The following is a 24,230-nucleotide window of genomic DNA, read 5'->3' as shown; positions in this document are numbered from 1 at the left end:
ACATCATCATTACCAATCGTCATTATTAGCGTCTAAACAGTAAGTTACTGTCGTTTTTCTATCTTCAGCCCAATTTACATGCTCACTTTTCATGCCAATTAATGCGCCTCGGGTTGTACCTAGATCCCAAGGTCTATCAAGTGATGATGGACCATCTTCTGAACATAGCTCTGGCTTTAAAAAAGTACCTAAATAAGAGTTTTCTCGCATTGCCGCACACGCAAATTTAAATCTGCGATCCTCTGCCCATTGCACGTGTTCAGAGTACATACCTACCAAAAACTCCCCATCACGGCATGTGTAATTTAGCGCTTGATCTGGCTCATTAACAAAACCTGACCACCTCACAGAACCACGATATACTCTGCTGCCAGATGCTGTTTTGAACTTAGCACATTCAAAACTAAAACGACGGTCTTCAGCCCAGTTAACATGATAACTAGACACTCGCTGTAAAAACATATTGCTCGGGCAAGTGAACCTGAATGTTTCATCTGGAGCGTTAACATCTGTTGCATTATAAGGTTTTAAAGCAATCAAATTGCCAGATGCTTTAATATCAGCAAAGCCCGTATGAATAACTTCGCTACCCTCTAGCTCTACTTTAGTCACTCCAAACGGGCTAACGTCATTGTTTGAGTCTATTAGATCAATAATTGTATCAACGTTTTCTGCTTGATTAGCAGGAATAGCATAAATTACGTTACCAGTTTGATACTCCAGCCTGCTGTCATTTTGAACAGCATTCGCAAATACACTTGATGACGCTAATAACACTGCCAAAACCGCAGTATTTTTAAGTACTCTAACTTTCATTAAAATAATCCTTTTAATTACAAAAAGCATGAATAGCTCAAATCTATAGCTAAATATGCCAAAGCTTATACTTACGTGTAAATTGGCTACATTCGATAGCCAAATCTAGATTATAACAAATATATTTAAAAATATTTAATCTTTTATTTAATAAAGATTAAACTTAAAACACATTTTAGCAACAAGCATACATTTAATAAGTATTAATACCAAAAACACATCACAAAATAATGTAAAAAAAACAAGGAACACTAATGCACCTAATGAAATTAAGAGACTTCTACTAACTCAAGCTCGCTTTTTTTATTAAAAAGGTGCTAAGTGCTTTATTTTATCGCTATACCGTTCTTTTAGTATGAACGCCGAAAACAAACAAAAAACAAACCATTTAAAAAACAGTGGCGCCGACAGTTGGAAGTCAACTCAAGAATTTGGTGAGATGCAATTAGATTGATTAAGGCAGCATCGTCGCTTTGAATATGGCATTCCAAAGCGGCATTATATTGCAAATATAATCACAGGTGCTTTACTCAAGGCGCTGTTAGATTGGATTAACTCTCGTCGTGAACAAACTAAAAAGCCACACATTGCGATTGACGGCAAAGTACTTCGAGGTTGTTGGAAAGACAATGTGTATAACGCGCTCAATGTGGTCAGTGCATTTGACGTTGGTAACGGCCTTTCTTTATATCAACAAGCCGCGCAAAATAAAGGCCAAGAAGGTCAAATTGACCGTGATATCATCGACATATTGGCGTGCAAAGATTGCATTGTGACGCTTGACGCCCTGCATCGCCAAACTAATACGTTAGAGACAATTGTAAAGAATAAAGGCGACTTTATTATCCAAGTCAAAGCCAATCAGCGCAATTTACACAATGCCATCACTGAGCACTTTAAAGCTCACTATGACAGCAAGGGCCAACGCGAAGAAACCCAAAGCAATGATCATGCTCATGGCAGAAGTGAAAGTCGTCTGGTTATGCAGCTACCGAGCAAATTACCAAAATAATTCAAAGAAAAATGGCCTCATGTAAAAACGGTGATTGAGGTCGCAAGAAGTCGTAAATTAGGTAACAAAACCAGCTATCCCCTCCATTTCTATGTCAGCTCATTGGCGGTAAAACCAGAGTTAGTGGCAAAAGCAATACGCGAACATTGGCACATTGAAAACCGGCTACATTGGGTCTTAGATATTTTTTAAAAGAAGGTAAATTTAAGGTGTCAGACCCAGACGGGCCGGCACACATAGCCTTGTTCAACAGGATATGTCTAAACATAACCAGGCAACATCAAGGTAAAAAAGACAGTTTAGCTGCGAAACTAAGAGGAGCAGCTTGGAACGGTGATTTTAGGACGGAATCGCTTTTTGGTTAATATGTGAGCAAATTGAAATCCACCCTGGTTGATATACAACACCAACTGTTTACCATACAGCTATTGTAAGTTCAAAAAACAACCAAGCACCACTCACTAATGTTAAATATAGAAATGTTATGAAAGGTACACTACTCGCTCTTTTCGCTCTATCCACGTTAACCACATTGAATGTAAATGCAGCAGGTGATCCAGTTAACTGTAGAACACACAACTTATCAAACAATATACTGGGGTAAGGCAAAGTGTTATACGCAAGGCGAATGGTTAGCGAAATATTACTCTTATTCTATATTGCGCTCAGTACACCTCTCTAAAGGTAGCGGACTTGACTATAAAAGCTGCTGGGCTGAAATCCCCTTTGAAAGGCAGCAGGCGAGCACCACTGAAATCTGTGATTACAAACCCACAACACCTATTTCCTTGTATAGAGTAGAAGGTGATACCACTGCAATTGTCACACTCAATGGCAGCGACCAAGATGGTAGCATTACGAGATATGAACTATGGGTTGATGGAGTTCGTCAAACAGGCAATACAGCTCAATTAGTTGGTGCGCAGGGAGACTCTTTTGAAGTAAGAGGCCGCGTTACTGACAATGACGGCGATACCACCGAAACATCTAAAAGTGTTAGCCTTATTTTCCGTCCACCAGCAAGGTATGATAAATACCTCTGCTAATACTCATCTGAAGGTATATTAAAAGATCAAAACAATCGGGTCTTATCTTGAGCCTAAATAGGCTTAAATACACCATGAGTCGGGTTGTATAATTAATAATACTGATACGTCACCGCATATCCAGTGAAACGTATGTAAGCAAAAGGTGCACCTAAGTAACCTCAGCTGAGGTTAAGTAGTGCTGGGCAACACTCGGGATTGAACACGTTAAATGTACAGTGTAAGTTCATCCTGACCTGCATACGCTTGTCTATATGAGTTTAAGCGTTGTTCATAATCATCGTAGAGCAATAGTTCTAAGCGAACTTTACTCTTTTCGCTATTTGCAGCTGAAAAGGTACCAACTGTGACACCTTCGTTGAACATACCTCTTACAGATAATGTATAAGAAAATGATAAGGAATGGCTTTTTGCCTACTCCCATATACCACGACTTTATCAATCATCTTGCCTTGCTCAAGGTTCACAGGGCAAAACACATTGATATCTTTGTCCGTTGTGTTCTCGATGGATGGGGCTGAGTGATAGCGACACTTTAAACTGCTTTAGCGTATGACTGCGGGGCCAAAAGTAACAATGCTGTTGCGCTTGCTAATATCAATTTATTTTTCAAAATATCGTTCCTTAATTGTTTACATGCTCAATATAAAGGTACAGACACTCAAACTATCTTACTATACTTCACAATATACTCACGCAGAAAAAAGTAGGAGGCTGAAAGTCGGTGCATTTACTTTCAACCTGTAAACAGAAGATTAAACAAGCCCTAAGCTGTGTTTAATTTGCTGCATTTGCTCTTGCAAGCGTGCTTGAATATCACATACTTGTTGGCTTGAGCTATTTACTTGTGACTTCATTTGGTCCATTTCTTCACTGAAATTATCAAGTAGCCCACTTTGTTGCTGCGCAAGCTCCATTGCATGAGAAGCAACTTGATTTGCGTTTTGAGCACTTTTTGCCACGCCTTCAGAGTTCTTCTTCAGCTCTTGGGCATGATGGGTTTGCAATTCAGCGTCTTCAGCTAATGCTGAGATCTGTGTTGATACGCGACCAGAGTTTTCACCCAAAATATTCAGCTGTGCATTAATATCAGTTAATGAATCTTGAGTTTGCTGTGCCAGCTTACGTACTTCGTCTGCCACGACCGCAAACCCACGTCCGTGCTCGCCGGCACGCGCAGATTCAATCGCAGCATTTAGAGCAAGTAAATTGGTTTGCTCTGCAATATTACGAATAATTTCAATTACCTTACCAACATCAGCTACACCTGTGAGTAACTCGTTCAAACTCTCAAGTCCTTCTTCTACACGCTGTTGGTTTTTAGAGCTAGCACTGAGCATTGACTCCGCAAAGTTTACACTTTGATTCATTGCGCTAAAAGTTTGGTTAGCATTATCAGAGACTTGGCTATTAATATCGCTCGCTTCACTGCCTAAGCTTTTAACTTGTTCTAGCATCGTTTGTGTTTGTTCAACACGCGCATATGTTGTGTCTGATTGCTCACTGATTTTTGCTAAGTGGTCACTCATCTGCTGCATAAATTCGTTGATCACCTTAAGCATTTGCTCACGTTCTTGTGCTTCAGCGCGCTGGCGTTCAATTAGCTGGTTAAAATAAGTAGCGATTTCGCCTAATTCGGTATTAGGGTTTTTACTCTGAATATTCTTCAAATCGTTACTTTCAATTAAATACGCAAACCCATCTCGAAGGTGACGTAGCGGTTGTAATACCTGATTGCGCTGTACTAAATACACCCCTGCCGCCAACAGCATCAACAACCCTATCGCTATTCCAAAAATAATTAATACGCGCTCAGATAAGGCGTCTTGTTGTGTTTTAAGTTGTTGCTCAGCACTGAGCATCACCCCTGATACTTTTTTAATATCAGCCCTTAAACTGCGAATACCTGATTGACGCTTTTTAGATTGGGTTAGCGTTGACCTCAAGTCTCGCTCAAAACGATTTGGCCAACTTGTTAGCTCAGCTTTTATCTCTTCAGCTAAGTCTTCTGCCTCAGCACCAAAAAACAGCTCATCTTCGTCAACTTCAGACATAACGCCAAGGTTATCTAATCGATTGATTTGATCTGCTAACTTCTGCAAACGAGAAACCGTTTGCTGTAGGTTGTTTTCAGTATCTTCATCAAAACTCATCACTAATTGATAAGTATAAATACTCAAGTTACTCACCTGTGCATAATAATCGCCAGCCAGTTGATGATAGCTTGCTGCTAGTTCATGCTCGGGCGCTTTTAGTGTGTAATTGATAAGCGAAGAAGCCGACCCTGACATCTGTCTTAGTGCATTATCTAATAACGCCATTTCATTACCAGAGAGCTTGCCTAAAGCGCGATACTTACCATTTATATCAGTATTTAGCTGTTCAAGTTGCATGTGCATGTTTTCACTGAGTACAGGGGGGAGCACACGTAAATGCTGTTGTTTAATTTTTTCAATCAGCTCTGAAGACTGATTAAGGTATTGACCATCGCCCGTGCCAAGATAGTCTTCAATACTACCTTCAAGGTCAATTAAAATCGTATTTTTGAGTTGGGTATATGCCATGTTCTGGCTATCGAGCGCGCTTAGAACCTGAGAGGCCCAAACCAATACAGCAGCCAAAAATACACTGGCAGATGCCAATAAAATTGCCAATAATCGAGTAAACGATGAAACACGCATAAGCACAGCCCTATAAATTTTAAGCGCGCGTAGAGTATTACTCTTTTATGACAATTTAATGTAAATTACCTAAAAAACATACAAACAAACATAAAACCATACTTTCATCGTATATTCACTAAACAAATCAAAGTACCGGCTTTATTTCATTGCTGCTTTTACATAAACATCAAAGCGATTTTTCTTGGTTTTGATCTGCATACTTGGCGTTTTATTATTTAAAAAAGGCGCATAATCAGGGCGTTTTACTACCACCCGTTTTTGCGCTAATTGGTATGCAAAATCAAGTAAGTTATCGGCATCGCCATCGGCTCCGACAAGATCTTGAAACACCCTCATTTCTTTTTTAACAAGGGCTGTTTTTTCTCGATGAGGAAACATCGGATCTAAGTAAACCACATCTGGTTGTACTTGTGAGCTTGCTAACAAATCATGACTAGAGCCAAATTGCATTTGCATATTTTGTTTCATCCACGGCCCAATCTCAATATCTTGATAAGCCCTTTGCAAACCATCGTACAATAAAGCAGCAACAACGGGATGGCGCTCATGCAGCGTTACCTTACAGCCAAGGGCCGCGAGTACAAATGCATCTCGCCCAAGACCTGCGGTTGCATCAAGTACATGCGGCGTTGCCCCTTTGTTTAGGCCTACGGCTTTTGCTATTGCTTGGCCCTTACCACCACCAAATTTTCTACGATGCGCTGCCGCCCCGGTCACAAAATCAACCAATACTGCACCAAGTTTTGGCTCATCCACTTTGGCTAACTGTAAGCCTTTCTCATCGTATAGTAGCTGAAACTGAGGATTATCTATTTTGTTAGACTGAGATGCCCATTGCGTTAATGCAAAACGCGCTTCAAGCTCTATTAAATAAGGATGATTTTCAACAAATGGGGTATGAATAAGCACTGCAAACTCCTGTGTTCATGCCCGCCTAGTATACCTAAAGCGCCACACGCTACATAGCCTCCAATCAGATAAAGTTTTGCAGTGTAAAATAAATATGCTTTAAAAAAGCTCAATGTCAGTTTGTGCTGCCACTTCGTCTTCCCCCCAAGGTTTAGCTATCTTGCTCAGGCTTTCACTAAGCTGGTAACGCACTCGGGTGATCTCATTAAGCTTTGACTTAATGATGTTTAACTCTTCATTTAAAAAGTCGAAGTGCTCATGAAGCTTTTCAAGCTGAACGGCTTGCTCATTGGGTAAGGTGTTTCTCATTTGATAAGTTAACTCGGTAAATTCAGCTACTTTGCGTGCATGTTGCTCGTCTACGCTGTGTAACTGCTCACTTAACTCTTCAAATGAAAACCCTATTTGCTCTACTTTGCTGATCGCTTCTTCACTTATTTCCATGTCTTTAAGCTTCGCATTTGTTGCTTCTAAAATATGGGGTAATAAGTCTTTGTATCTGCCATACAGTGCTGAGTCGTCAATTGGCATATTTTTAACTAATAGCGACACTTTAGGATAATTAATAATGGTACGTTGCCCAAAATCAACAAACCGATTACCATCGCGGTGTTTCTCTAATAACTCTTGCTCAATTGGCTGAATAGTACCGTTGTGCGAAAAAAACACTTCACTATCGTGATACCAAAACACCACCGCCACATTTAATTTAAGCGGCACAAAAAATTCAAAAAAGTAGTCACTCAGCGAGGTCAAGTCATGTGCATGATATGACTGACCGACATAGCGCATGATACGCCCCATATCACCCGAATCAGTCATGGCAATTTCAGCGGTAACTTGAGCACGCTCCATATCTTGTTTAAGCTGCAAAGACTGCTTTCGATAAGTATCAAGCACCTCAATACGCGCTAACAGCTCTAAGCTTTCAAAAGGCTTAACAATGTAATCGGCAGCACCTGAGTTATAACCTTTCATGCGCTCAGACAAACTACCTTTTGATGACAAAAACATTACAGGCGTGTCAGCAAGCTGCTCCATGGTTTTCATTTGCTCGCACACCTCAAAGCCATTCATACCGGGCATTTCTACATCAAGCAAAATGATATCTGGTTGGTATTTTTGCGCTAAACGTATTCCTTCTTCACCACTTTTTGCGTGGAGTAATCGACACGAAGAAGACAACGCTTCTTCAATAATGCAATGCGCTAACTTATCGTCGTCAATGGCCAACACCAATTTGCTCATAAGGCTACCCTGATCCGCTCTATTCTTTAAAAAGCATAGACCTAGAAAACAAATTTGCGAACGCCAAAAACAATAAAGACACCAAATTTGGTGCCTTTATCGTTTTTATGTAGCGCAGAGCTTGTTAAGCGGCGCTATTAATACCACTGTGACGTAGTAATGCATCAACTTTGGGCTCTCGGCCTCTAAAGCGCGTAAACAATACCATAGGAGCCTCAGAGCCACCTTTTTCAAGAATATGCTCCATAAATTCGCGGCCAGTTTGCTCATTAAAGATGCCATCTTCCTCAAACTTTGAATATGCATCAGCAGAGAGCACTTCAGCCCATTTATATGAGTAATAACCCGCACTGTAGCCACCAGCAAAAATATGGCTAAAGCTATGTTGAAAACGGTTAAATTCAGGTGCTTTAATTACCGCTGTTTTTTCACGTACGGCATTAAGCTTGGCCTGAATATAGTCTTTGTCATCGCCTTGATAGTCAGCATGAATATGAAAATCAAACAGACTAAACTCAATTTGACGCAACATTTGCATGGCAGACTGATAGTTTTTTGCTGCTAGCAATTTATCTAATAACTCTTTAGGCAACGGCTCGCCTGTTTCATAATGCCCGGAAATAAAGTTCAAGGCCTCTTCTTCGTAGCACCAGTTCTCTAAAAACTGACTTGGTAACTCAACCGCGTCCCATGCAACGCCATTAATGCCCGCAACAGGTGCAGCATCTACTTGTGTCAACATATGGTGAATACCATGACCAAACTCGTGGAATAGAGTTGTCACTTCGTTGTGGGTAAACAATGCAGGTTTATCGCCTACGGCTTTGTTAAAGTTGCATACCAAATACGCCACAGGCGTTTGCAGCTGGCCGTTAGCACGCTCTTTACGACCCATGCAGTCATCCATCCAAGCGCCGCCACGTTTGTGCTCACGCGCGTACAAGTCTAGGTAAAAGTGGCCACGCAGTTCATCATTTTTATCATGAATTGCAAAAAAGCGTACATCAGGGTGGTATGAGTCAAACTCTTTGATCTCAGTTACCTTAATACCAAATAAACGCTGAACTGTGGTAAATAAACCGTTAAGAACAGTATCAGCCGGGAAGTAAGGGCGTAGCTGCTCGTCAGAAATTGCATACTTGGCTTGTTTTAGCTTTTCACCATAGTAGCCATAATCCCAGGCTTCGAGTTTATCGATACCATGTTCATTGCTAGCAAACTTTACCAATTCGTCGACTTCAGCTTGCGCTTGAGGTTTAGACTTTTCAGCAAGGTCATTTAAAAATGTAAACACTTGCGCTGGCGACTCGGCCATTTTGGTTGCCAGAGATTTATGTGCATAACTGTCAAAACCTAGTAACTGAGCAGCCTCATGACGTAGCGCCAACTCTTCATTCATGATGCTTGAGTTATCAAACTCGTTGGCATTTGGACCTTGATCTGACGCGCGAGTAACAAACGCACGGTAAGCTTCTTCGCGCAGTTCACGATTATCGGCATAGGTCATTACTGGTAGGTATGATGGAAAATCTAGCGTAAACACCCACCCTTCAAGGCCTTTTGCCTCTGCGGTGTGTTTAGCAAGTGCTAAGGCTGACTCAGGTAACCCAGACAGCTGCGACTCGTCGGTAATGTGTTTTTGCCAAGCTTGCGTGGCATCCATTACATTGTTGCCAAACTTAGCGGCTAGCTCTGATAAACGAGCACTTATTTCACCAAAACGCTTTTGCTTTTCTTCACTTAAAGCAATACCTGATAAGGTAAAGTCTCTTAACGCGTTATCAATGGTTGTTTGTTGTGCCATACTCAACTGTGCAAATGCATCAGACTCTTTGAGCGATTTATAAGCCTCGTATAAACCCTGATGTTGCCCAGCAAACGTTGAATACTCAGAGATCAAAGGCAAACACTCATCATAGGCTTTACGCAGTGCGTCGCTATTTACAACCGAATGCATATGAGAAACCGGTGACCACATACGTGATAACTTATCGTCGGCTTCTTCTAGTGGAAGTACCAAGTTTTGCCAAGTAAAGGCGTCGTTTTTTAAAACTTCATCGATAGTGTCGCGACAATGAGCGATGGCTTTTTTAAGTGCCGGAACTATATGATCTGGCTGAATTTTAGAAAATGGTGGTAGGCCTTCTAGCCCAATCAATGGGTTACTCATAATTTTTCTCTATCGTTATTTAGGCATATTGAGTTGAAATTGGGGCAAACGCCGCAATTACAAGTTAGACTGTTATTTTTTCCTACGTATCGAGGTCTACATTCCAAAGCGTAGTGTATTTTTCAAGAATTTAAGAGGAAGTTATGGCTCAACATTTTGATTATATTGCCATTGGCGGCGGTAGTGGTGGCATTGCATCAGCAAACCGTGCGGCAATGCGCGGTGCTAAAGTCGCTTTAATTGAAGCAAAGCACATGGGTGGTACCTGTGTAAATGTAGGCTGTGTGCCTAAAAAGGTCATGTGGCACGGCGCTCAAGTGGCAGAAGCCATTAAGCTCTACGCCCCTGATTATGGTTTTGATGTTGAGCTAAAAAACTTTGACTGGGCAAAACTGGTTGAAAGCCGCGAAGCCTACATTGGCCGTATTCACAAAGGCTATGACGGATATCTGGCTAAAAATGGCGTAACCGTGATCAACGGCTTTGCCAAATTTGTAGATAACCACACCGTGGAAGTGAACGGTGAGCACTACACCGCGGACCATATCAGTATTGCCGTTGGTGGTCGCCCGAGCATTCCTAACATTCCAGGTGCTGAGTACGGCATAGACTCCAATGACTTTTTTGCACTGAATGAACAACCTCGCCGTGTTGCCGTTATTGGCGCAGGTTACATTGCCGTAGAGCTGGCTGGTGTATTAAATAGCCTTGGTACAGAGACCCATCTGTTTGTGCGCAAACATGCCCCACTGCGCAGCTTTGACCCTATGGTGGTTGAAACCCTAGTAGAAGTAATGGAAAAAGAAGGCCCAACACTACACACCCACGCAGTGCCAAAAGAGCTAACCAAAGAAGCCGATGGCTCGGTAACGCTACACTTAGAAAATGGCCAATCGCATAGCGTAGACCAAGTAATTTGGGCCATTGGCCGTGAGCCTGTGACCGATCTCATCAACTTAGAAGCCACCGATGTACAAACCAATGAACGTGGCTTTATTAAAGTGGATGAGTACCAAAATACCTCAGTAAAAGGCATTTATGCCCTTGGCGATATTATGGAAGGCGGCATTGAGCTAACTCCTGTTGCAGTAAAAGCAGGCCGCATGTTGGCAGAGCGCTTATTTAACCCAGAGCTGCCAGATGCAAAAATGGACTACAACCTAGTACCTACCGTGGTGTTTAGCCATCCACCAATCGGCACCATTGGCTTAACCGAGCCACAAGCGATTGAACAATATGGCGAAGACAATATTAAAGTATACACCTCCACATTTGCCGCCATGTACACCGCCGTTACCCAGCACCGTCAGCCATGCAAAATGAAGCTAGTGTGCGCAGGACCAGACGAAAAAGTAGTGGGCCTACACGGCATTGGCTTTGCCGTCGATGAAATGATCCAAGGCTTTGGCGTTGCCATGAAAATGGGCGCCACCAAAGCAGACTTTGACTCAGTAGTCGCCATACACCCGACTGGCTCAGAAGAGTTTGTTACTATGAAATAAACTATTGATTATTAAAAACAATTAAACCTATAACGCGAGGTTACTCTATAATCTCGCGTTTTTTATGTAAAACGGTTAAAGCGTCGGATGGCGCTTTGCTTATGCCTCACTATCAATTGGCGAGTTTAACAAATGTAAACTTCGCAGATAGAATATTCCCGCCAGTTTTTGAAGGGTCAGATACATACCATCTAAAAGTATGTTGACCTGCTGGTAACCATCCGTCTATCGTAATTGGCTGAGCGCTAAGCAGGTAAGTACTTCCTGGAGCAACACTAATAGGAGTGCTTGGCTGAACTACAATATCTTGACCATCTTCGAGTGTAATTACTGCCCAAATATTAAAATCCGAAGTCGTATTCGTGCTGTCGTTATTAAACGCTAAGTCATAATTAATACTGCCACCAATTAACGGCACTGAAGGGCTTGGAGATGTTGGTGCAAGTTGAATATTATAAGCTGATGAGTATGAATCATTGGCAATGGATAAAACCGCTTCATCACTTAATGCTTCGTCAAACAAAATAATATCGTCGAGATAGCCTACAAAGTTCTCATGGTTTCTGCCATTTGCGTTAGCACCAATAATCACAGGACGATTGATAATTGCTAATGAGCCTGAGTTAGTTACCTGCTCTTGAATCAAATTTCCGTCAATGAACATTTTTGAGCTGCCATTATTGAGCACTATAGCAACATGATGCCATCGACCGATTTGGATAACGTTACGGCTGCCCACTGATGTTCTTCCATTCGTCCAGTTCGATTGAGCAAAAATAAAAGTACCATTGTTTTCCCGACCCATTCGAATATCAAAGCTTTCTGTAGTATATCCGTTGTTAATAATCCCCATATAATTTTGGCTGCTTCTGCGGTTCATCCAGAATGAAATCGTTAATTCGCTACCAAAGTCATAATTTCTTAGTTGTGCAATTTCAACAACATCACCACCAAAGCTTAAAGCTCCTCCAATTTTACCATGTCGATCCCTTGCAGATGATACCGAACCATACACAACCTTACCGTTAAAACTATTTGGACCAATATCGACTAGGTTTCCATTCATAGGGTAGTTGGCTATTTCTGCGGCCACTAATTTAAAAGTACATAAAATAGCGAAAAAAGTAATAAAAAACTTATACATAAAATCTCCTTATACATAATTTAAATATGTGCCTTATCAAATATAAAGCTTCACTATTAAACCATTAAAAGCGCACTTACCAAACCAAATAATTTACAAATAAATAACTTTATTCAAACCAAGTTTGACTCTCTTTTTTGGCGAGTACTTTCTTCCGCCACGTTCAGTTCCAAAAGCGGCGTGTAACCGTGGTTGCCAGCCTCTATTATTCACCTCAACAAACAGGTTTTGATAAATAATAGGAAATACAATGACTTTTAAAGAGTTACATACCCAAGTACAACCGTTGCTGCTTTGTAATGTGTGGGATGTGCCCAGTGTGCAGATTGCGCAAGAGTTGGGGTTTGCAGCGATTGGCACATCCAGTGCGGCAATTGCAAACGTGTTGGGTAAACAAGATGGTGAAGAGGTGTACTTTACTGAGCTACTTAACATAGTAGCCGCCATTGCTAAACACTCAAGTTTACCACTGAGCGTTGATATTGAGGCGGGTTATGCTGAGCTGCCCGAGGACATTGCTAATAACATCATTATGTTGGCTAAGCTGGGTGTAGTGGGTATTAATATTGAAGACAGCATCGTAGAAAACGGCCAACGAACGCTGGTTGATGCAGAAAAATTTGCACATAAGCTCAGCGCAATTAAGGCGCAGCTAACACAAGCGCACGTGGATATGTTTATTAATGTGCGCAGCGATACTTATTTGCTTGGTGTTGAGACACCACTTGAAGCTAGTTTACAAAGGGCGGCGCTTTATCATGAAGCTGGGGCCGATGGGTTGTTTTTTCCTTGTCTGCATTTAGCAACCGATATACAAGCAATCACCAGCGTAACAGCGCTGCCAATTAATGTTATGTGTGTACCTGAGCTGGTTGACTTTAATACGTTAAAAAATCTTGGCGTAAAGCGTATCAGTATGGGTAACTTTGTTCACCAAGCGATGCTGAGCTCGCTTAAAGCAGCCTTAAGCGCCATCACTGCTTCTGGTGCTTTTACTCCGTTGTTTGATAATTGGCGAAACCACGCCATCGGGCATTTATAAATACCATAACGAGCAATGACATTCAGGCATAATCATGCGTTAAAAATATCACGAGGAAAAAGGCTACTTGTGGCGCTATTTCGTCCTTTGTGTAAAACGGTTAAAGCGTCGGATGGCGCTTCGCTTATGCCGACCTACCACACTAAGTTAATCTTGAGCAGGTAGGTTGGATAAGTGGCGAAGCCACGCCATCCGACATTTATAAACACCATTGAAAGCAATTACATTCCGACATAGTCGCGTCTTACATACAAATATGCTCCACTACGTAAAACGGTTAAAGCGTCGGATGGCGCTTCGCTTATGCCGACCTACCACACTTAAAGTAACCTTAACCTGCATCATCGTTTCTGGCGCTTTTGCTCCTTTGTTTGATAATTAGGCACGCACAGCATTGTAAAACTAACAAACCTATTGTAAGTTTCTAAAAATAAATGATTAATTAGAGCTAGCACACATAAGCCATGGGTACTTTACTTAAAAGCCAATGCCGTGAAAGCGAAAAAGAAGTAACGCGTGAATAACACCAAAGTGATCGCAATCAGTGGGATGTCGGGTTCGGGTAAAACGACTCAAGTAAAACTATTAGCTCACCTATTTGATTGCCCATATTTATTGTTTGATGATTATTCAAACGAGTGTACTTACCCAAGTGATATGGCGCAGTGGTTACGTGAAGGTGCCAACGTATCTTTGATTCGCTCACCTGGTTTTGTTAATGCGCTACACCATTTAGTTACGAGCAGTAGCCGCCCGTTTGTGTTTATTGAAGAGCCATTTGGTAAAGAGCGAGCAGCAACACGTACGCTCATCGATACTGTGATTTTACTAGATACACCCGCAGAGGTATGCTTATCTCGGGTGATTAAAAGGCATATCGCCCATAACCACGCCAACGCCGCAACGTCTATTAATAAGTACCTTGCTCAATACGACAGCCATTACAGAGAAATTTATATATCTGTGGTCAATCAAGTACGACAAAACGCTGATTTAGTTGTTAAAGACGTAACGTCAATTGCAGACACCACACAATTTATCAGTGGTTGGTTAAGTAAAAGTCAATAATGAAAAGTGCTCCAATCCCATAAAACTGACAAAACATCATGTGCATCACTAAATGTGCAACTATAAACACTCAGCTGACATCCTGAATATTCAGTTCAAACTCAAACAGAGTGAGAACTGAATACAGAAGAGTAAAAGCGCTTGTTATTTAAATAACTCTATTTCACCGATACCGACACCAGCTACTGAGCTGGCACTTGATGTGACAAAATCAAATTTATAATCAATGTAGCTACCTCTCTTGTTAACATCAATGATGTAGTCTATAGCCATTTGACCACATGCCACCGTGTTGAAGTTTTCCAATTGATCGGTATCCACTATATCAATCACCTGCCAGTTAGTACCATCGTTACTGCCAGACAAAGTCCAGGTGCCGGGAGTATAAGCTGCTGTTTTACAATATGCGCGTGACATTCGATAACTTTTTAAAACTGTAGGCTGTTCAGTGCTAAAGCGTAACCAAGGGTTGGCTTCAGTATGTTTAGAGTACCAAGAAACCTCATTTGTACCAGTTTTTCCATCAAAGGCTGCACTGGCAGGATGGCCTGAGTCATATATTGAACTAGCAACAGCGCTGCTGATATTTACACCAACAGCTATCGTACCTGGACCTTCTGAGATAGGCGGCTGCCCCATATTCAACGAAAAGTCACCAGAGCCGCCATTATTGTTAAACCAGGTACCCTGGTAAATACCGTCACCAATATACTGACCTCTATAGGCATATGTAGCATCGCTTGTGAACTGGGTGAAGGTGATGATAGGAGTTGAGTATGCTACGCCGTCAACGGTGCCAGACAAAATATTGCCGCTCATAGTAGCATTGGATGGTGCAGCTTGATTACTGAGAATGAAACGCCCCTGATGAATACGAACATCAAACACTTCTGAGTTACCTATAACTTCACCGTTAAGTTGCGAATCAGACGTTATCGACCAGATTTCATCCGCAGAAAATGCATTTGCAGCCAAAAAAACACTTGAAAATAGAGTTGTAAGTTTAACGATTTTGTTCACTTTAAATTCCTTTATGAAGCTTCGAAATTATTTCTTATAAAATGAAACTATATACTTGTTTCCAAAATAGATTCTCGATTATTGCAACACAAGCGGACGAAATTAGCAAAAGCTAGATTTGCAAAATTTATAATAAATACAATTGCTAATGCGATCAGTATGCGTTAAAAACACTATTAGTATTACCTTGAAAAAGCTACCTTTTCTCACTTTAACTGTAAAATAACAAAAAGGAATACCCATTTTGAAAACGCTGTTTGTAATGCTGTTTGCATTAATTGCCTTTGCTAGCCATGGTGCAAACTTCTCAAAAGTAGACTTGCCAAGTTCACAATTTATGAGCGCATCACCACAAGTAACAATCGCCCTGCCCGCTTCTTACAAACAAGATAAGTCAAAGCATTACCCAGTTTTATACCTGTTAGATGCCAAGCTCAATGACGAGTCAGTGTTTGGCATGCTGCAAAGGCTACATAGCTCAAACGGCGCTAACGAGCATATTATCGTGGGTATCGAAAGCCATGACAGGCTCAACGACTTTGCGCCTACCGTCAACAAAGACCCTAGAGGACCAGTTGGCGCTGGAGGCGGGGCTGATAAGCTGCTCGATTTTATACAGTCTGAGCTAATGCCTAATATCAATAAAAACTACCGAACTAAGCCACACAATGTGATTGCAGGCCACTCTATTGCGGGCTTATTGGTGATGCACAGCTTTCATGCGCGTCCTAGTCTTTTTCAAGCTCACATGGCATTTAGCCCTGCAGTTTGGTGGGGGGCAAGAGAAACTGCTCAAGCGACCAAACAATATGTACTTTCTGATAAAAAGGTGGGGAGCTTTTTGTATATGAATATTGGCAGCGAAGGCGGCGAGATGCGCCAAGTATACGATGATCTATCGCAAACAATTTTAAGAAACCGCTCTACCGATTTAGTTGTGCAGTTAGATACTTTCAATGATGAAGACCACGACTTTACTATGGCTGTGGGTTTATATCATGCGCTAAGAGCGCTGCACCAGTATCAGCAAGATAACAAACTCTAAAATACTCGTCATACGCTTAGCTGAAGGGTGAACCTCAGCTAAGTTATCACTATTAACCAAAACAATCATGTACTTACTTGAGCTTAATTCATAAAGGCAGCAACTGCCACAACATGGTTAATACATCACCACGCAGTTTCTACCTTTTGCTTTTGCGCTATATACTGCGCGATCGGCTTCTTTTAGAGACTGACTAAAAGGCTTAGCTAAACTAACTTCGCCTACGCCACAGCTTACCGTCACTTGAATGTAATGCGTGCCACTTTCAATAATATGCATTTCAACATCTCGACGTAACCGCTCGGCGACTTCCATTGCCCCTTCAGTGGGCGTATTAGGTAAAAGCGCTATAAACTCTTCACCACCCAAACGACATAAACAATCCTCAGTGCGCAATGCTTGCTGGCATCGCTGCGCAAATGCTTTTAAAACCACATCACCCACTTCATGACCGTAGCTGTCATTAATCAACTTAAAATGATCAATATCTAGCATAACCACACTCAGCTGCTGGCCAGAACGAATATGTCGACTGATCTCTCTATGGGCATAGTCCATCAAGTAACGGCGGTTTTTAAGGCCTGTTAACGCGTCTTGAAAAGCCAATTCCGTCAACTGCTGTTGTAGGCACCATAAGTCATTAACAAGTAAACGACGGCTACAACAGTCAGCCATCATTTCAGCATAAGCGATTTCTGCGCCTTGCCAACAACGCGTTTCACCTGTTCCCTCAAAACATACCACGCCGTGAGGAATGCCATTTTTGAAAATCACCGTATCTAACATCGTGGTAATGTTATACACATCGAGATAACTTTCTTTAAATTCACAAGTGCGGGGGTCGATAGTGGCATCATTGGCATCAATGGAGATGCCGGTAGTAATTGCTTTGAAATAGCTGGGAAAGTGTTCACAAAGCAGCTCAGGGTATTCATCTTCACTGAGGTCTTGCTGCCAGTTTGTACTGGCCACATTGATAAGCTTTTTAGGCGCGCTAATATCATCAAATAGCCACACAGAGACGTGCTCAACCCCTAAGGTTTGTTTGCCTTCCAAGATCAGATCCAGCAAAAAATTTTGGTAACTGCCAGATACATCTAACTCTTCAGAACTCATTCTTCTTAAGCGCTGAGTTACTGCACTGAGGTCAATAAACATAGTAAACCACTATTTTGAGATAAAACACGAATGCTTGTTAAATGGTCTTATTATAATAATGATATCGAAATTAAGGAACAAACAAGTAATAATATATATACAAATATTTTAAAAATAGTGTATTTATTATTACTTCATGTATTTAGACAGATACTTTTTAAATACAGGATCTGTTTTTGCCAGTGCTTTTTGCTCATCTAAAATACCTTGCAATATATCATGCGAGGTCAATGGGTTGGCTAGTACAACTCGAAATACCACGGTTGGTTGATTATCATACTGCACCGGTGTTAAACGCGTACGTGATACAAATGAAATACCCGCTTCACGCTGGCGTTTTTGCATACTGGCGGTAAAGCGATTCAAGGCCGCATAAATATCAATACGCTCTTGCTCATTGGCATTTTCGATGGCTTTACGTATTTCTTGCGGTACGTAACGGTACGTTAGCAAGCAAAGCTCAGGCTGCGAAATCAGCTCAAAATCTGGGTCTTGTTCAATTAAACTGGCAAAATACTTGGCTTTTTCAATGCCTTTATCAATAAGCATTTCGTAGCCTTTACGGCCTATGACACGCAAGCATGCGTGCACCAACATCGCCATGCCAGGACGACTACCTTCAAGCGTATGGCTACCTAAATCTTTAGAGCCTTTACGTAAAATGTATTCAGCATGATGTTCAATGGCATCCGAAGCTGCAGGGTCTTTAAACAGTACCAAGCCCGCCCCCATTGGCACATACATTTGCTTGTGCGCATCAATGGTGATTGAGTCTGCACGTTCAATACCATCGAGTAAATAACGGTTACTACCCGACAACAAAGTGGCACCGCCCCATGCGGCATCAACATGAAAGTGACAGCCCAACTCTTCGCTCAAATCTGCCATTTGCTGCAACGGATCGATATTGCCTGTTTCGGTTGTTCCAGCAACCCCCACTAAGGCCATCACCTTGATACCTTGTGCTTCAAGTTGCTGTGCTTTTTCACGCATTTTTTGCACATTCACTTTATTATTCGCGTCGGTTTCAATGGCAATAAAGTTATCTCGCCCAAGGCCAAGCACATCTGCCGCTTTACCAAGTGAGTAGTGACCACGTTCAGATACTAACACCGCTAACCCTTTGTAACCGTAATGCAGCATAGCAGCCACCATGCCTTGCGCAGCGATCCCTTTAAACTCACCGTCGGCTTTTAATAAACGATTACGTGCAATCCACAGCGCAGTAATATTGGCAACCGTTCCTCCTGAGCAAAATGCGCCCAAAGAGGTACTGGCACTGTGCATCCACTTATCATAAAACTTATCAGAGGCGCCATATGCGAGATGGTGCATCATACCGAGTACTTGACGCTCTAGAGGCGTGAATGCTTTTGATGTTTCTATTTTTACAAGATTTTGATTTAAACCAACCATCAACTTAGACAGTGGCAACACAAAATGGGGTAGTGCTGATGTCATGTGACCAATAAAGCTCGGGGCAGCCGTATGCACTGAGTGTGCAACCAATTGCTCCATAATATCTTGTGCATAATCAGACACAAACATTGGTTCTTCTGGGATCACCGCAGACTGAAAGTCCTTCTCAATCTCGTGTAAGGGCTTTTCTATCGCTGCAATGTTTTCGTTTAAAAAACCTGCTAAGTTACTTGAGATCTCTAACTCTATTTTACTTAGAGTTGAGTCAGGCGCTTCTGGCACCGTAAAAATACGCATCAAACTTTCTTCAGAAGCGACAGCACAACGCTTTGGACCCATTACATTACCCAGTTAATTATGGGCAGTCACCTTGCCACCCATAAACATGTTATTTTTAAATGGCTAACTTTACTGCAAGTAAGCCGCAATGTCTCCTATTGTTAGCCGAAAAATCACGATATGGCCAAGTTAGTTGTGACATTTTAATGTTTAACCCAAGACAGTTATCTTAAATTTTGAGGGTGCAGCAGCCCATAAAAGTTTAACCAACAGATTTATTTTTCGCTTTCCGTCACTATGACATACTGGAAATCTGCAATAACTTTGTTTTCACAAAGCCAATAAAGGTCTATTAAAATGATAAAAAGCTAACTAGACTAGATACGCAAATTCAATTTGAATGCTTTGCAATCACTCTGCGCAAAGTTTAACATTTAGGAACAGATTGATTAAAAGGATGGTTATGTACCGAAGGACTTCGGCAATGACTTGGTCACTCATAGGATTTTCACTGTTTGTCTCCAGCTTAGCGGGATATGTAGCCTATACATATCAGTCGACTCGCACCGCCATTATGACAGATATTGATGAGCAACTTTTACGCGCCGCAAAAAGCACTCAGCTGCTCGTAGGCGATGATTATCATGACCGCTTAAACGCCATTAGCACTGAAGAATATCAACATAAAAGCGCACAACTTACCGCGTTGGCAAAAGCGATAGGGGTAGAATACGTCTACACCATGGTTTATCGTCCTCCGCATGTTCATTTTACTGCATCCAGCTTTACAACTTCAGACATTAAAAACAATAAGTTGACTCAGTTTTTTGACCAGTACAAAGAAGCAACTGTGATCAACAAAGCTGCGTTTCAATCTACAGAGCCGGTTTTTGAAGTCTCAAAAGATAAATGGGGTCACTTTAAGACTATTTTTGTGCCCTACATATCAAGCAATGGCACCGCTTATATAACTGGTGCCGATATGACCATAAGCCAAGTAGATGCATTGCTACAAGAAAGCGTGGCTAAAGCAACACTCACAGCTACCTTTTTCTTTTTTATTGCGGTATTGGTCGCAACCTTTTATATCGCGCTATATCGTAAATCAATGAGTACCGATGCACGCACAGGCTTTGCAAACCGAGTCGCGCTCGAACAAGACTTAGGCAAAAAGCAAGATCAACATCTGAGCTTAGCAATCATCTCGGTAGATGAACTAGAGGATATTATTAGCTTTTACGGCACTCATGTGGGAGATAGCGTAATACAAAAGGTAATGGAGTATTTTAAACCCATTACCTCACCTCATCGCGTTTATAGGTTGGCAACTTCCAAGCTCGTCATTATGAGCAACATTAAAGAAGGTGAAGCACATTTAAGCCAAGTGATTGCAGACTTTCCAAAGTCAACTCCGATACTCACCAAACCGCACCTATATATCCAGTTGCACGCAGGCATTGCCTCAGGCAATAAGTCTTTGCTATTAGAAAATGCTCTAATAGCGTGTCGCCAAGCTAAACAGAATCAGCAACCAATCTGCATGTTCAGTATTGATAGCCAAGATGCACGATTAAAACAGAAAAACCACTTGGCCATCGCCAATATTTTGCAAGGCGCTTTTAGCGATAATCGTATTGCCACGTATTTCACACCTCGAGTTGATCCCAAAACACAGCAAATTGTGCAGTATCACTGCAGCGCTAGAATCGTTACTGAGCAGGGAGCCATTTTAAAAACAGAAAGCTTTAGCGAAGTTGTGCGCCAGTCTCGTTTACAAAGCCAGTTAACACGAAATATCTTTACACAATGCATAGAGCGCTTTAGAAAATCAGGCACGTCTTGGAGCATAAAGCTCAGTTACCACGATGCAACGGATCCTCAATTGTTAGACTTCCTCGACCAAGAACTCAGACGCTACCCACAACCTCAGTTAATCACTTTTGAGTTAGATGAAAAAGACGTATTAGCACATTTCAATGCCATGGCTGTATGTATAAACGTGCTAAAAAGTAAGGGCGTTAAGGTGTTGATCAACGCTGTAAGTAGTGGGCTATTAACGGTGAGCCGCGTGATGAAACTCAATATTGATATGATTTTACTTGATGAAAGTAACACCGCACACATTGCCGATGACAACCAAGTGTTTGACTTTATCAAACATATATCAAAGTTATGTCACGATAAAAACATTATGTTACTTGTGGCCGGCGTTGAGTCTGAACAGCAATATAACAAGCTTTCTAAAGCTGGGGTTGATTTAGTTGAGGGCCGCTATATTGCATCCGCGGCCCCACATTTATGTGCCAAACTAAGGCAATTGAGCAACCAAGCGCGTGCTTGATTGACCACTGGCCCAATATTTTCGCTCAAATGGTGTGATAGCCGTATCACTATGATACGGCTCAACAGGTGTAGGATAACCTGCCAGTTGCAATGCTCGTGCAAACTCTTTTACGTATATATCCCAATTACTGCGCACTTCAAGTCGCCCGCCTAATTTAACAATATAAGGAAAAACAGCCGCACCGTGCCAACGACGTTGAACATGCTTTGCTTTTGGCCAAGGGTTTGGATAAAACAGATAATGATGTGTAGGACGCCAGTTTGCCTCCACCGCTAAGCGCCAAAAGTCATTAAGGTCAGCTTGCACTAACACATATTGTCCTGACTCGGTTTGCTTATATTCGACATCATGTTTTTCTAATCGATGAGACGACTTATCAATACCAATTACTAAGGCATCTGGATGTTGCTTTGCTAAGTTAGCGGTGCTTTCACCCACTCCGCAACATGAGTCTAAAATAATTGGCCCTTCGAACGCTTGCACACGCTCATTAACTTCATCAAATGCGCGCTGCGTATGTTGTGCAATCGGCTTTTTAAACTCAGCCGAAAGGTGCTTATTGACAATTTCATCGAGCTTGTCGTGCAAGCTCGGTTGATTTGATACTATGCTTCTTGAATTTGCGTCGCTCATCAGTGGCGTAACCCTACTCCTCGACGTATTAAACTTAACGCCAAAATAAATAACCCAGAAATAAAGGCTAATAATACCGTAAATGCCACATAAATGTTGACATCTGACACGCCTAAAAAGCCAAATCTAAACGCATTAACCATGTAAATAATCGGGTTAACTTGCGATACCCCTTGCCAAAACTCTGGCAATAAGGTGATTGAATAAAACACGCCACCTAAGTAAGTCAAAGGAGTCAACACAAACGTAGGGATAATACTGATATCATCAAAGCTATTGGCAAATACCGCGTTAATTAGGCCACCCAGTGCAAAAACGGCTGAGGTTAAAATCACGGTAGCGATGATCACCCCAAGATTATGAATTTGAATATCAACAAAAAACAAAGAGACTAAGGTTACGATAAAGCCTACTAATATGCCCCGAGCCATACCGCCCCCCATGTAACCCAACACAATAATGTAGTTTGGTACAGGTGCCACTAGTAGCTCTTCAATACTCTTTTGAAACTTGGTTGAGTAAAAGCTCGATGCTACATTAGAGTACGAATTGGTGATCACCGACATCATAATAAGACCCGGTACAATAAACTCCATGTAGCTAAAACCGCCCATATCACCAATGCGAGAGCCAATTAAGCTGCCAAAAATCACAAAGTACAGCGTCATGGTGATCGCCGGTGGTACTAAGGTTTGCACCCAAATACGCAAAAAACGAATACACTCTTTGATCCAAATACTTTTTAGCGCAACGCTATAACGACCTAAACTCATGATGCACGCCCCTGCTCTAATAACCCCACAAATAGCTCTTCTAAACGGTTGGCTTTATTACGCATACTGAGCACTGTATTGCCCTGTGTCGTTAACTGCGTAAACACCTCGTTTAAACCTTGCGATTTCGCTACTTCCACCTCAATGGTATGGTCATCAACCATCTTGAACGCATAGCCATCAAGACTAACGGGTTGAATTGGCGATTTAAGGTCCATTACAAAGGTTTCTTTGTCTAGCTTGGCGAGCAATGCCTTAATGGTGGTATTTTCGACAATCATGCCCTTATCGATAATGGCGATGTTTTTACACAACAATTCGGCTTCTTCAAGGTAGTGCGTGGTTAAAATAATGGTTACACCTTGTTGGTTAATTTCGCGTAAAAAATCCCACATTGAACGGCGCAGTTCAATGTCGACCCCAGCCGTCGGTTCATCAAGAATAAGCAGTTTAGGCTCATGCATTAGCGCACGAGCAATCATCAACCGGCGTTTCATACCACCCGATAGGGTGCGCGCTTGTTTGTCTTTTTTATCAAACAAGCCCAACTGCTTAAGGTATTTTTCAGCGCGTTCGTGGGCTAAGGCTCTGGGCACACCATAGTAGCCAGCTTGATTGACTAAAATCTGATTTAAGGTTTCAAACTGACCAAAGTTAAACTCTTGTGGCACGAGGCCTAGCTCTGATTTAGCATCTTCTAGTGCGGTATCAATGCTGTGACCAAATACTTCGACCTGACCTTCAGTCTTATTAACCAAAGACGCAATAACGCCAATGGTGGTTGATTTACCCGCGCCGTTTGGGCCAAGTAATGCAAAAAAATCTCCCTGCTCTACTTGCAGGTCAATCCCTTTTACGGCTTCAACACCGTTTTTATAGACTTTTCTTAAGCCTTGAATATTCAATGCAATTGTCATG

Annotated in this window: 19 protein-coding genes and 1 pseudogene; 7 read left to right on the top strand and 13 right to left on the bottom strand. The window is 41.8% G+C overall.

The features are described 5' to 3' along the window. Window positions 1-9: 9 nt before the first annotated feature. Complete coding sequence (locus GDK41_RS02690; RefSeq protein ID WP_172971537.1) at window positions 10-816, bottom strand: dermatopontin-like protein; 807 nt, start codon at window positions 814-816, stop codon at window positions 10-12. Window positions 817-1,300: 484 nt separating this feature from the next. Here GDK41_RS02690 and GDK41_RS02685 point away from each other — a divergent pair. Together GDK41_RS02685 and GDK41_RS02675 are read left to right on the top strand one after the other, a co-directional pair. Continuing rightward, window positions 1,301-2,020, top strand: a pseudogene (locus GDK41_RS02685) (ISAs1 family transposase). A gap of 350 nt (window positions 2,021-2,370) precedes the next feature. Continuing rightward, window positions 2,371-2,874, top strand: a complete 504-nt coding sequence (locus tag GDK41_RS02675) for a hypothetical protein (protein ID WP_152084965.1) — start codon at window positions 2,371-2,373, stop codon at window positions 2,872-2,874. A 207-nt stretch (window positions 2,875-3,081) separates the two neighbouring features. On the opposite strand, the gene GDK41_RS20185 is transcribed toward GDK41_RS02675, so the two are convergent. From GDK41_RS20185 to prlC, 5 genes are all read right to left on the bottom strand, one after another. Further along, entirely contained in the window at window positions 3,082-3,240 is a 159-nt protein-coding gene (locus GDK41_RS20185) for a hypothetical protein (RefSeq protein WP_172971536.1), read from the bottom strand. A 389-nt stretch (window positions 3,241-3,629) separates the two neighbouring features. Beyond that, entirely contained in the window at window positions 3,630-5,555 is a 1,926-nt protein-coding gene (locus tag GDK41_RS02670; RefSeq protein WP_152084964.1) for a methyl-accepting chemotaxis protein, read from the bottom strand. Window positions 5,556-5,696: 141 nt separating this feature from the next. Beyond that, entirely contained in the window at window positions 5,697-6,467 is a 771-nt protein-coding gene (locus GDK41_RS02665; protein ID WP_152084963.1) for a class I SAM-dependent methyltransferase, read from the bottom strand. 99 nt (window positions 6,468-6,566) lie between these two features. Further along, a complete protein-coding gene (locus GDK41_RS02660) occupies window positions 6,567-7,715 on the bottom strand; it encodes a response regulator (RefSeq protein WP_152084962.1) in 1,149 nt (382 codons plus the stop codon). Between the two features lie 124 nt (window positions 7,716-7,839). Next, window positions 7,840-9,885, bottom strand: coding sequence for an oligopeptidase A (gene prlC / locus GDK41_RS02655; protein WP_152084961.1), 2,046 nt, complete (start codon window positions 9,883-9,885; stop codon window positions 7,840-7,842). 143 nt (window positions 9,886-10,028) lie between these two features. Between prlC and gorA the strand changes: the two genes are divergently transcribed. Further along, on the top strand, window positions 10,029-11,387 hold the full coding sequence (gene gorA, locus GDK41_RS02650) for a glutathione-disulfide reductase (RefSeq protein ID WP_152084960.1): 1,359 nt from the start codon (window positions 10,029-10,031) through the stop codon (window positions 11,385-11,387). Between the two features lie 112 nt (window positions 11,388-11,499). Here the strand turns inward: gorA and GDK41_RS02645 are convergent, their stop codons facing one another. Next, complete coding sequence (locus GDK41_RS02645; protein WP_152084959.1) at window positions 11,500-12,531, bottom strand: LamG domain-containing protein; 1,032 nt, start codon at window positions 12,529-12,531, stop codon at window positions 11,500-11,502. Between the two features lie 250 nt (window positions 12,532-12,781). Here GDK41_RS02645 and GDK41_RS02640 point away from each other — a divergent pair, with 250 nt between their 5' ends. Further along, window positions 12,782-13,573, top strand: coding sequence for an isocitrate lyase/PEP mutase family protein (locus GDK41_RS02640; protein WP_152084958.1), 792 nt, complete (start codon window positions 12,782-12,784; stop codon window positions 13,571-13,573). 516 nt (window positions 13,574-14,089) lie between these two features. Further along, window positions 14,090-14,641, top strand: a complete 552-nt coding sequence (locus GDK41_RS02635; RefSeq protein WP_152084957.1) for a hypothetical protein — start codon at window positions 14,090-14,092, stop codon at window positions 14,639-14,641. 144 nt (window positions 14,642-14,785) lie between these two features. Here the strand turns inward: GDK41_RS02635 and GDK41_RS02630 are convergent, their stop codons facing one another. Continuing rightward, a complete protein-coding gene (locus tag GDK41_RS02630) occupies window positions 14,786-15,661 on the bottom strand; it encodes a discoidin domain-containing protein (RefSeq protein WP_152084956.1) in 876 nt (291 codons plus the stop codon). 244 nt (window positions 15,662-15,905) lie between these two features. Between GDK41_RS02630 and GDK41_RS02625 the strand changes: the two genes are divergently transcribed. Further along, entirely contained in the window at window positions 15,906-16,706 is an 801-nt protein-coding gene (locus GDK41_RS02625; RefSeq protein ID WP_232056511.1) for an alpha/beta hydrolase, read from the top strand. Window positions 16,707-16,823: 117 nt separating this feature from the next. On the opposite strand, the gene GDK41_RS02620 is transcribed toward GDK41_RS02625, so the two are convergent. Both GDK41_RS02620 and panP read right to left on the bottom strand, forming a co-directional pair. Further along, window positions 16,824-17,864 (bottom strand): sensor domain-containing diguanylate cyclase, encoded by a 1,041-nt coding sequence (locus tag GDK41_RS02620; protein ID WP_152084955.1) that lies wholly within the window; start codon window positions 17,862-17,864, stop codon window positions 16,824-16,826. Between the two features lie 129 nt (window positions 17,865-17,993). Further along, on the bottom strand, window positions 17,994-19,622 hold the full coding sequence (gene panP, locus GDK41_RS02615; RefSeq protein WP_152084954.1) for a pyridoxal-dependent aspartate 1-decarboxylase PanP: 1,629 nt from the start codon (window positions 19,620-19,622) through the stop codon (window positions 17,994-17,996). A gap of 424 nt (window positions 19,623-20,046) precedes the next feature. Between panP and GDK41_RS02610 the strand changes: the two genes are divergently transcribed. Then, complete coding sequence (locus tag GDK41_RS02610) at window positions 20,047-21,903, top strand: GGDEF domain-containing protein (RefSeq protein WP_232056510.1); 1,857 nt, start codon at window positions 20,047-20,049, stop codon at window positions 21,901-21,903. Here the strand turns inward: GDK41_RS02610 and trmB are convergent. The 3 genes from trmB to GDK41_RS02595 are packed head-to-tail and all read right to left on the bottom strand — an operon-like array spanning window position 21,871 to window position 24,229. Then, complete coding sequence (trmB, locus tag GDK41_RS02605) at window positions 21,871-22,539, bottom strand: tRNA (guanine(46)-N(7))-methyltransferase TrmB (RefSeq protein WP_152084952.1); 669 nt, start codon at window positions 22,537-22,539, stop codon at window positions 21,871-21,873. The genes GDK41_RS02610 and trmB overlap by 33 nt on opposite strands. Continuing rightward, window positions 22,539-23,312 carry an ABC transporter permease gene (locus tag GDK41_RS02600; RefSeq protein ID WP_152084951.1) on the bottom strand — a complete coding sequence of 258 codons (774 nt, stop codon included), beginning with the start codon at window positions 23,310-23,312 and terminating at the stop codon, window positions 22,539-22,541. The genes trmB and GDK41_RS02600 overlap by 1 nt, the downstream gene beginning before the upstream one ends. Next, window positions 23,309-24,229 (bottom strand): ABC transporter ATP-binding protein, encoded by a 921-nt coding sequence (locus GDK41_RS02595; protein ID WP_152084950.1) that lies wholly within the window; start codon window positions 24,227-24,229, stop codon window positions 23,309-23,311. The genes GDK41_RS02600 and GDK41_RS02595 overlap by 4 nt, the downstream gene beginning before the upstream one ends. Between the last annotated feature and the right edge of the window lies 1 nt (window position 24,230).

Source organism: Pseudoalteromonas sp. A25, from assembly GCF_009176705.1.
GTDB lineage: Bacteria > Pseudomonadota > Gammaproteobacteria > Enterobacterales > Alteromonadaceae > Pseudoalteromonas.
Note: the sequence above shows the minus strand (reverse complement) of the source record. Positions and strands in the feature narration are given on the sequence as shown.

Bases quoted from the DNA above. Each gene is read 5' to 3' on its own strand.
- panP (WP_152084954.1), bottom strand. From the start codon at position 19,622: ATGGGTCCAAAGCGTTGTGCTGTCGCTTCTGAAGAAAGTTTGATGCGT.
- GDK41_RS02600 (WP_152084951.1), bottom strand. From the start codon at position 23,312: ATGAGTTTAGGTCGTTATAGCGTTGCGCTAAAAAGTATTTGGATCAAA.
- GDK41_RS02675 (WP_152084965.1), top strand. From the start codon at position 2,371: ATGCAGCAGGTGATCCAGTTAACTGTAGAACACACAACTTATCAAACA.
- GDK41_RS02660 (WP_152084962.1), bottom strand. From the start codon at position 7,715: ATGAGCAAATTGGTGTTGGCCATTGACGACGATAAGTTAGCGCATTGC.
- GDK41_RS02690 (WP_172971537.1), bottom strand. From the start codon at position 816: ATGAAAGTTAGAGTACTTAAAAATACTGCGGTTTTGGCAGTGTTATTA.
- trmB (WP_152084952.1), bottom strand. From the start codon at position 22,539: ATGAGCGACGCAAATTCAAGAAGCATAGTATCAAATCAACCGAGCTTG.
- GDK41_RS02620 (WP_152084955.1), bottom strand. From the start codon at position 17,864: ATGTTTATTGACCTCAGTGCAGTAACTCAGCGCTTAAGAAGAATGAGT.
- gorA (WP_152084960.1), top strand. From the start codon at position 10,029: ATGGCTCAACATTTTGATTATATTGCCATTGGCGGCGGTAGTGGTGGC.
- GDK41_RS20185 (WP_172971536.1), bottom strand. From the start codon at position 3,240: ATGTTCAACGAAGGTGTCACAGTTGGTACCTTTTCAGCTGCAAATAGC.
- prlC (WP_152084961.1), bottom strand. From the start codon at position 9,885: ATGAGTAACCCATTGATTGGGCTAGAAGGCCTACCACCATTTTCTAAA.
- GDK41_RS02645 (WP_152084959.1), bottom strand. From the start codon at position 12,531: ATGTATAAGTTTTTTATTACTTTTTTCGCTATTTTATGTACTTTTAAA.
- GDK41_RS02670 (WP_152084964.1), bottom strand. From the start codon at position 5,555: ATGCGTGTTTCATCGTTTACTCGATTATTGGCAATTTTATTGGCATCT.
- GDK41_RS02610 (WP_232056510.1), top strand. From the start codon at position 20,047: ATGACTTGGTCACTCATAGGATTTTCACTGTTTGTCTCCAGCTTAGCG.
- GDK41_RS02595 (WP_152084950.1), bottom strand. From the start codon at position 24,229: ATGACAATTGCATTGAATATTCAAGGCTTAAGAAAAGTCTATAAAAAC.
- GDK41_RS02640 (WP_152084958.1), top strand. From the start codon at position 12,782: ATGACTTTTAAAGAGTTACATACCCAAGTACAACCGTTGCTGCTTTGT.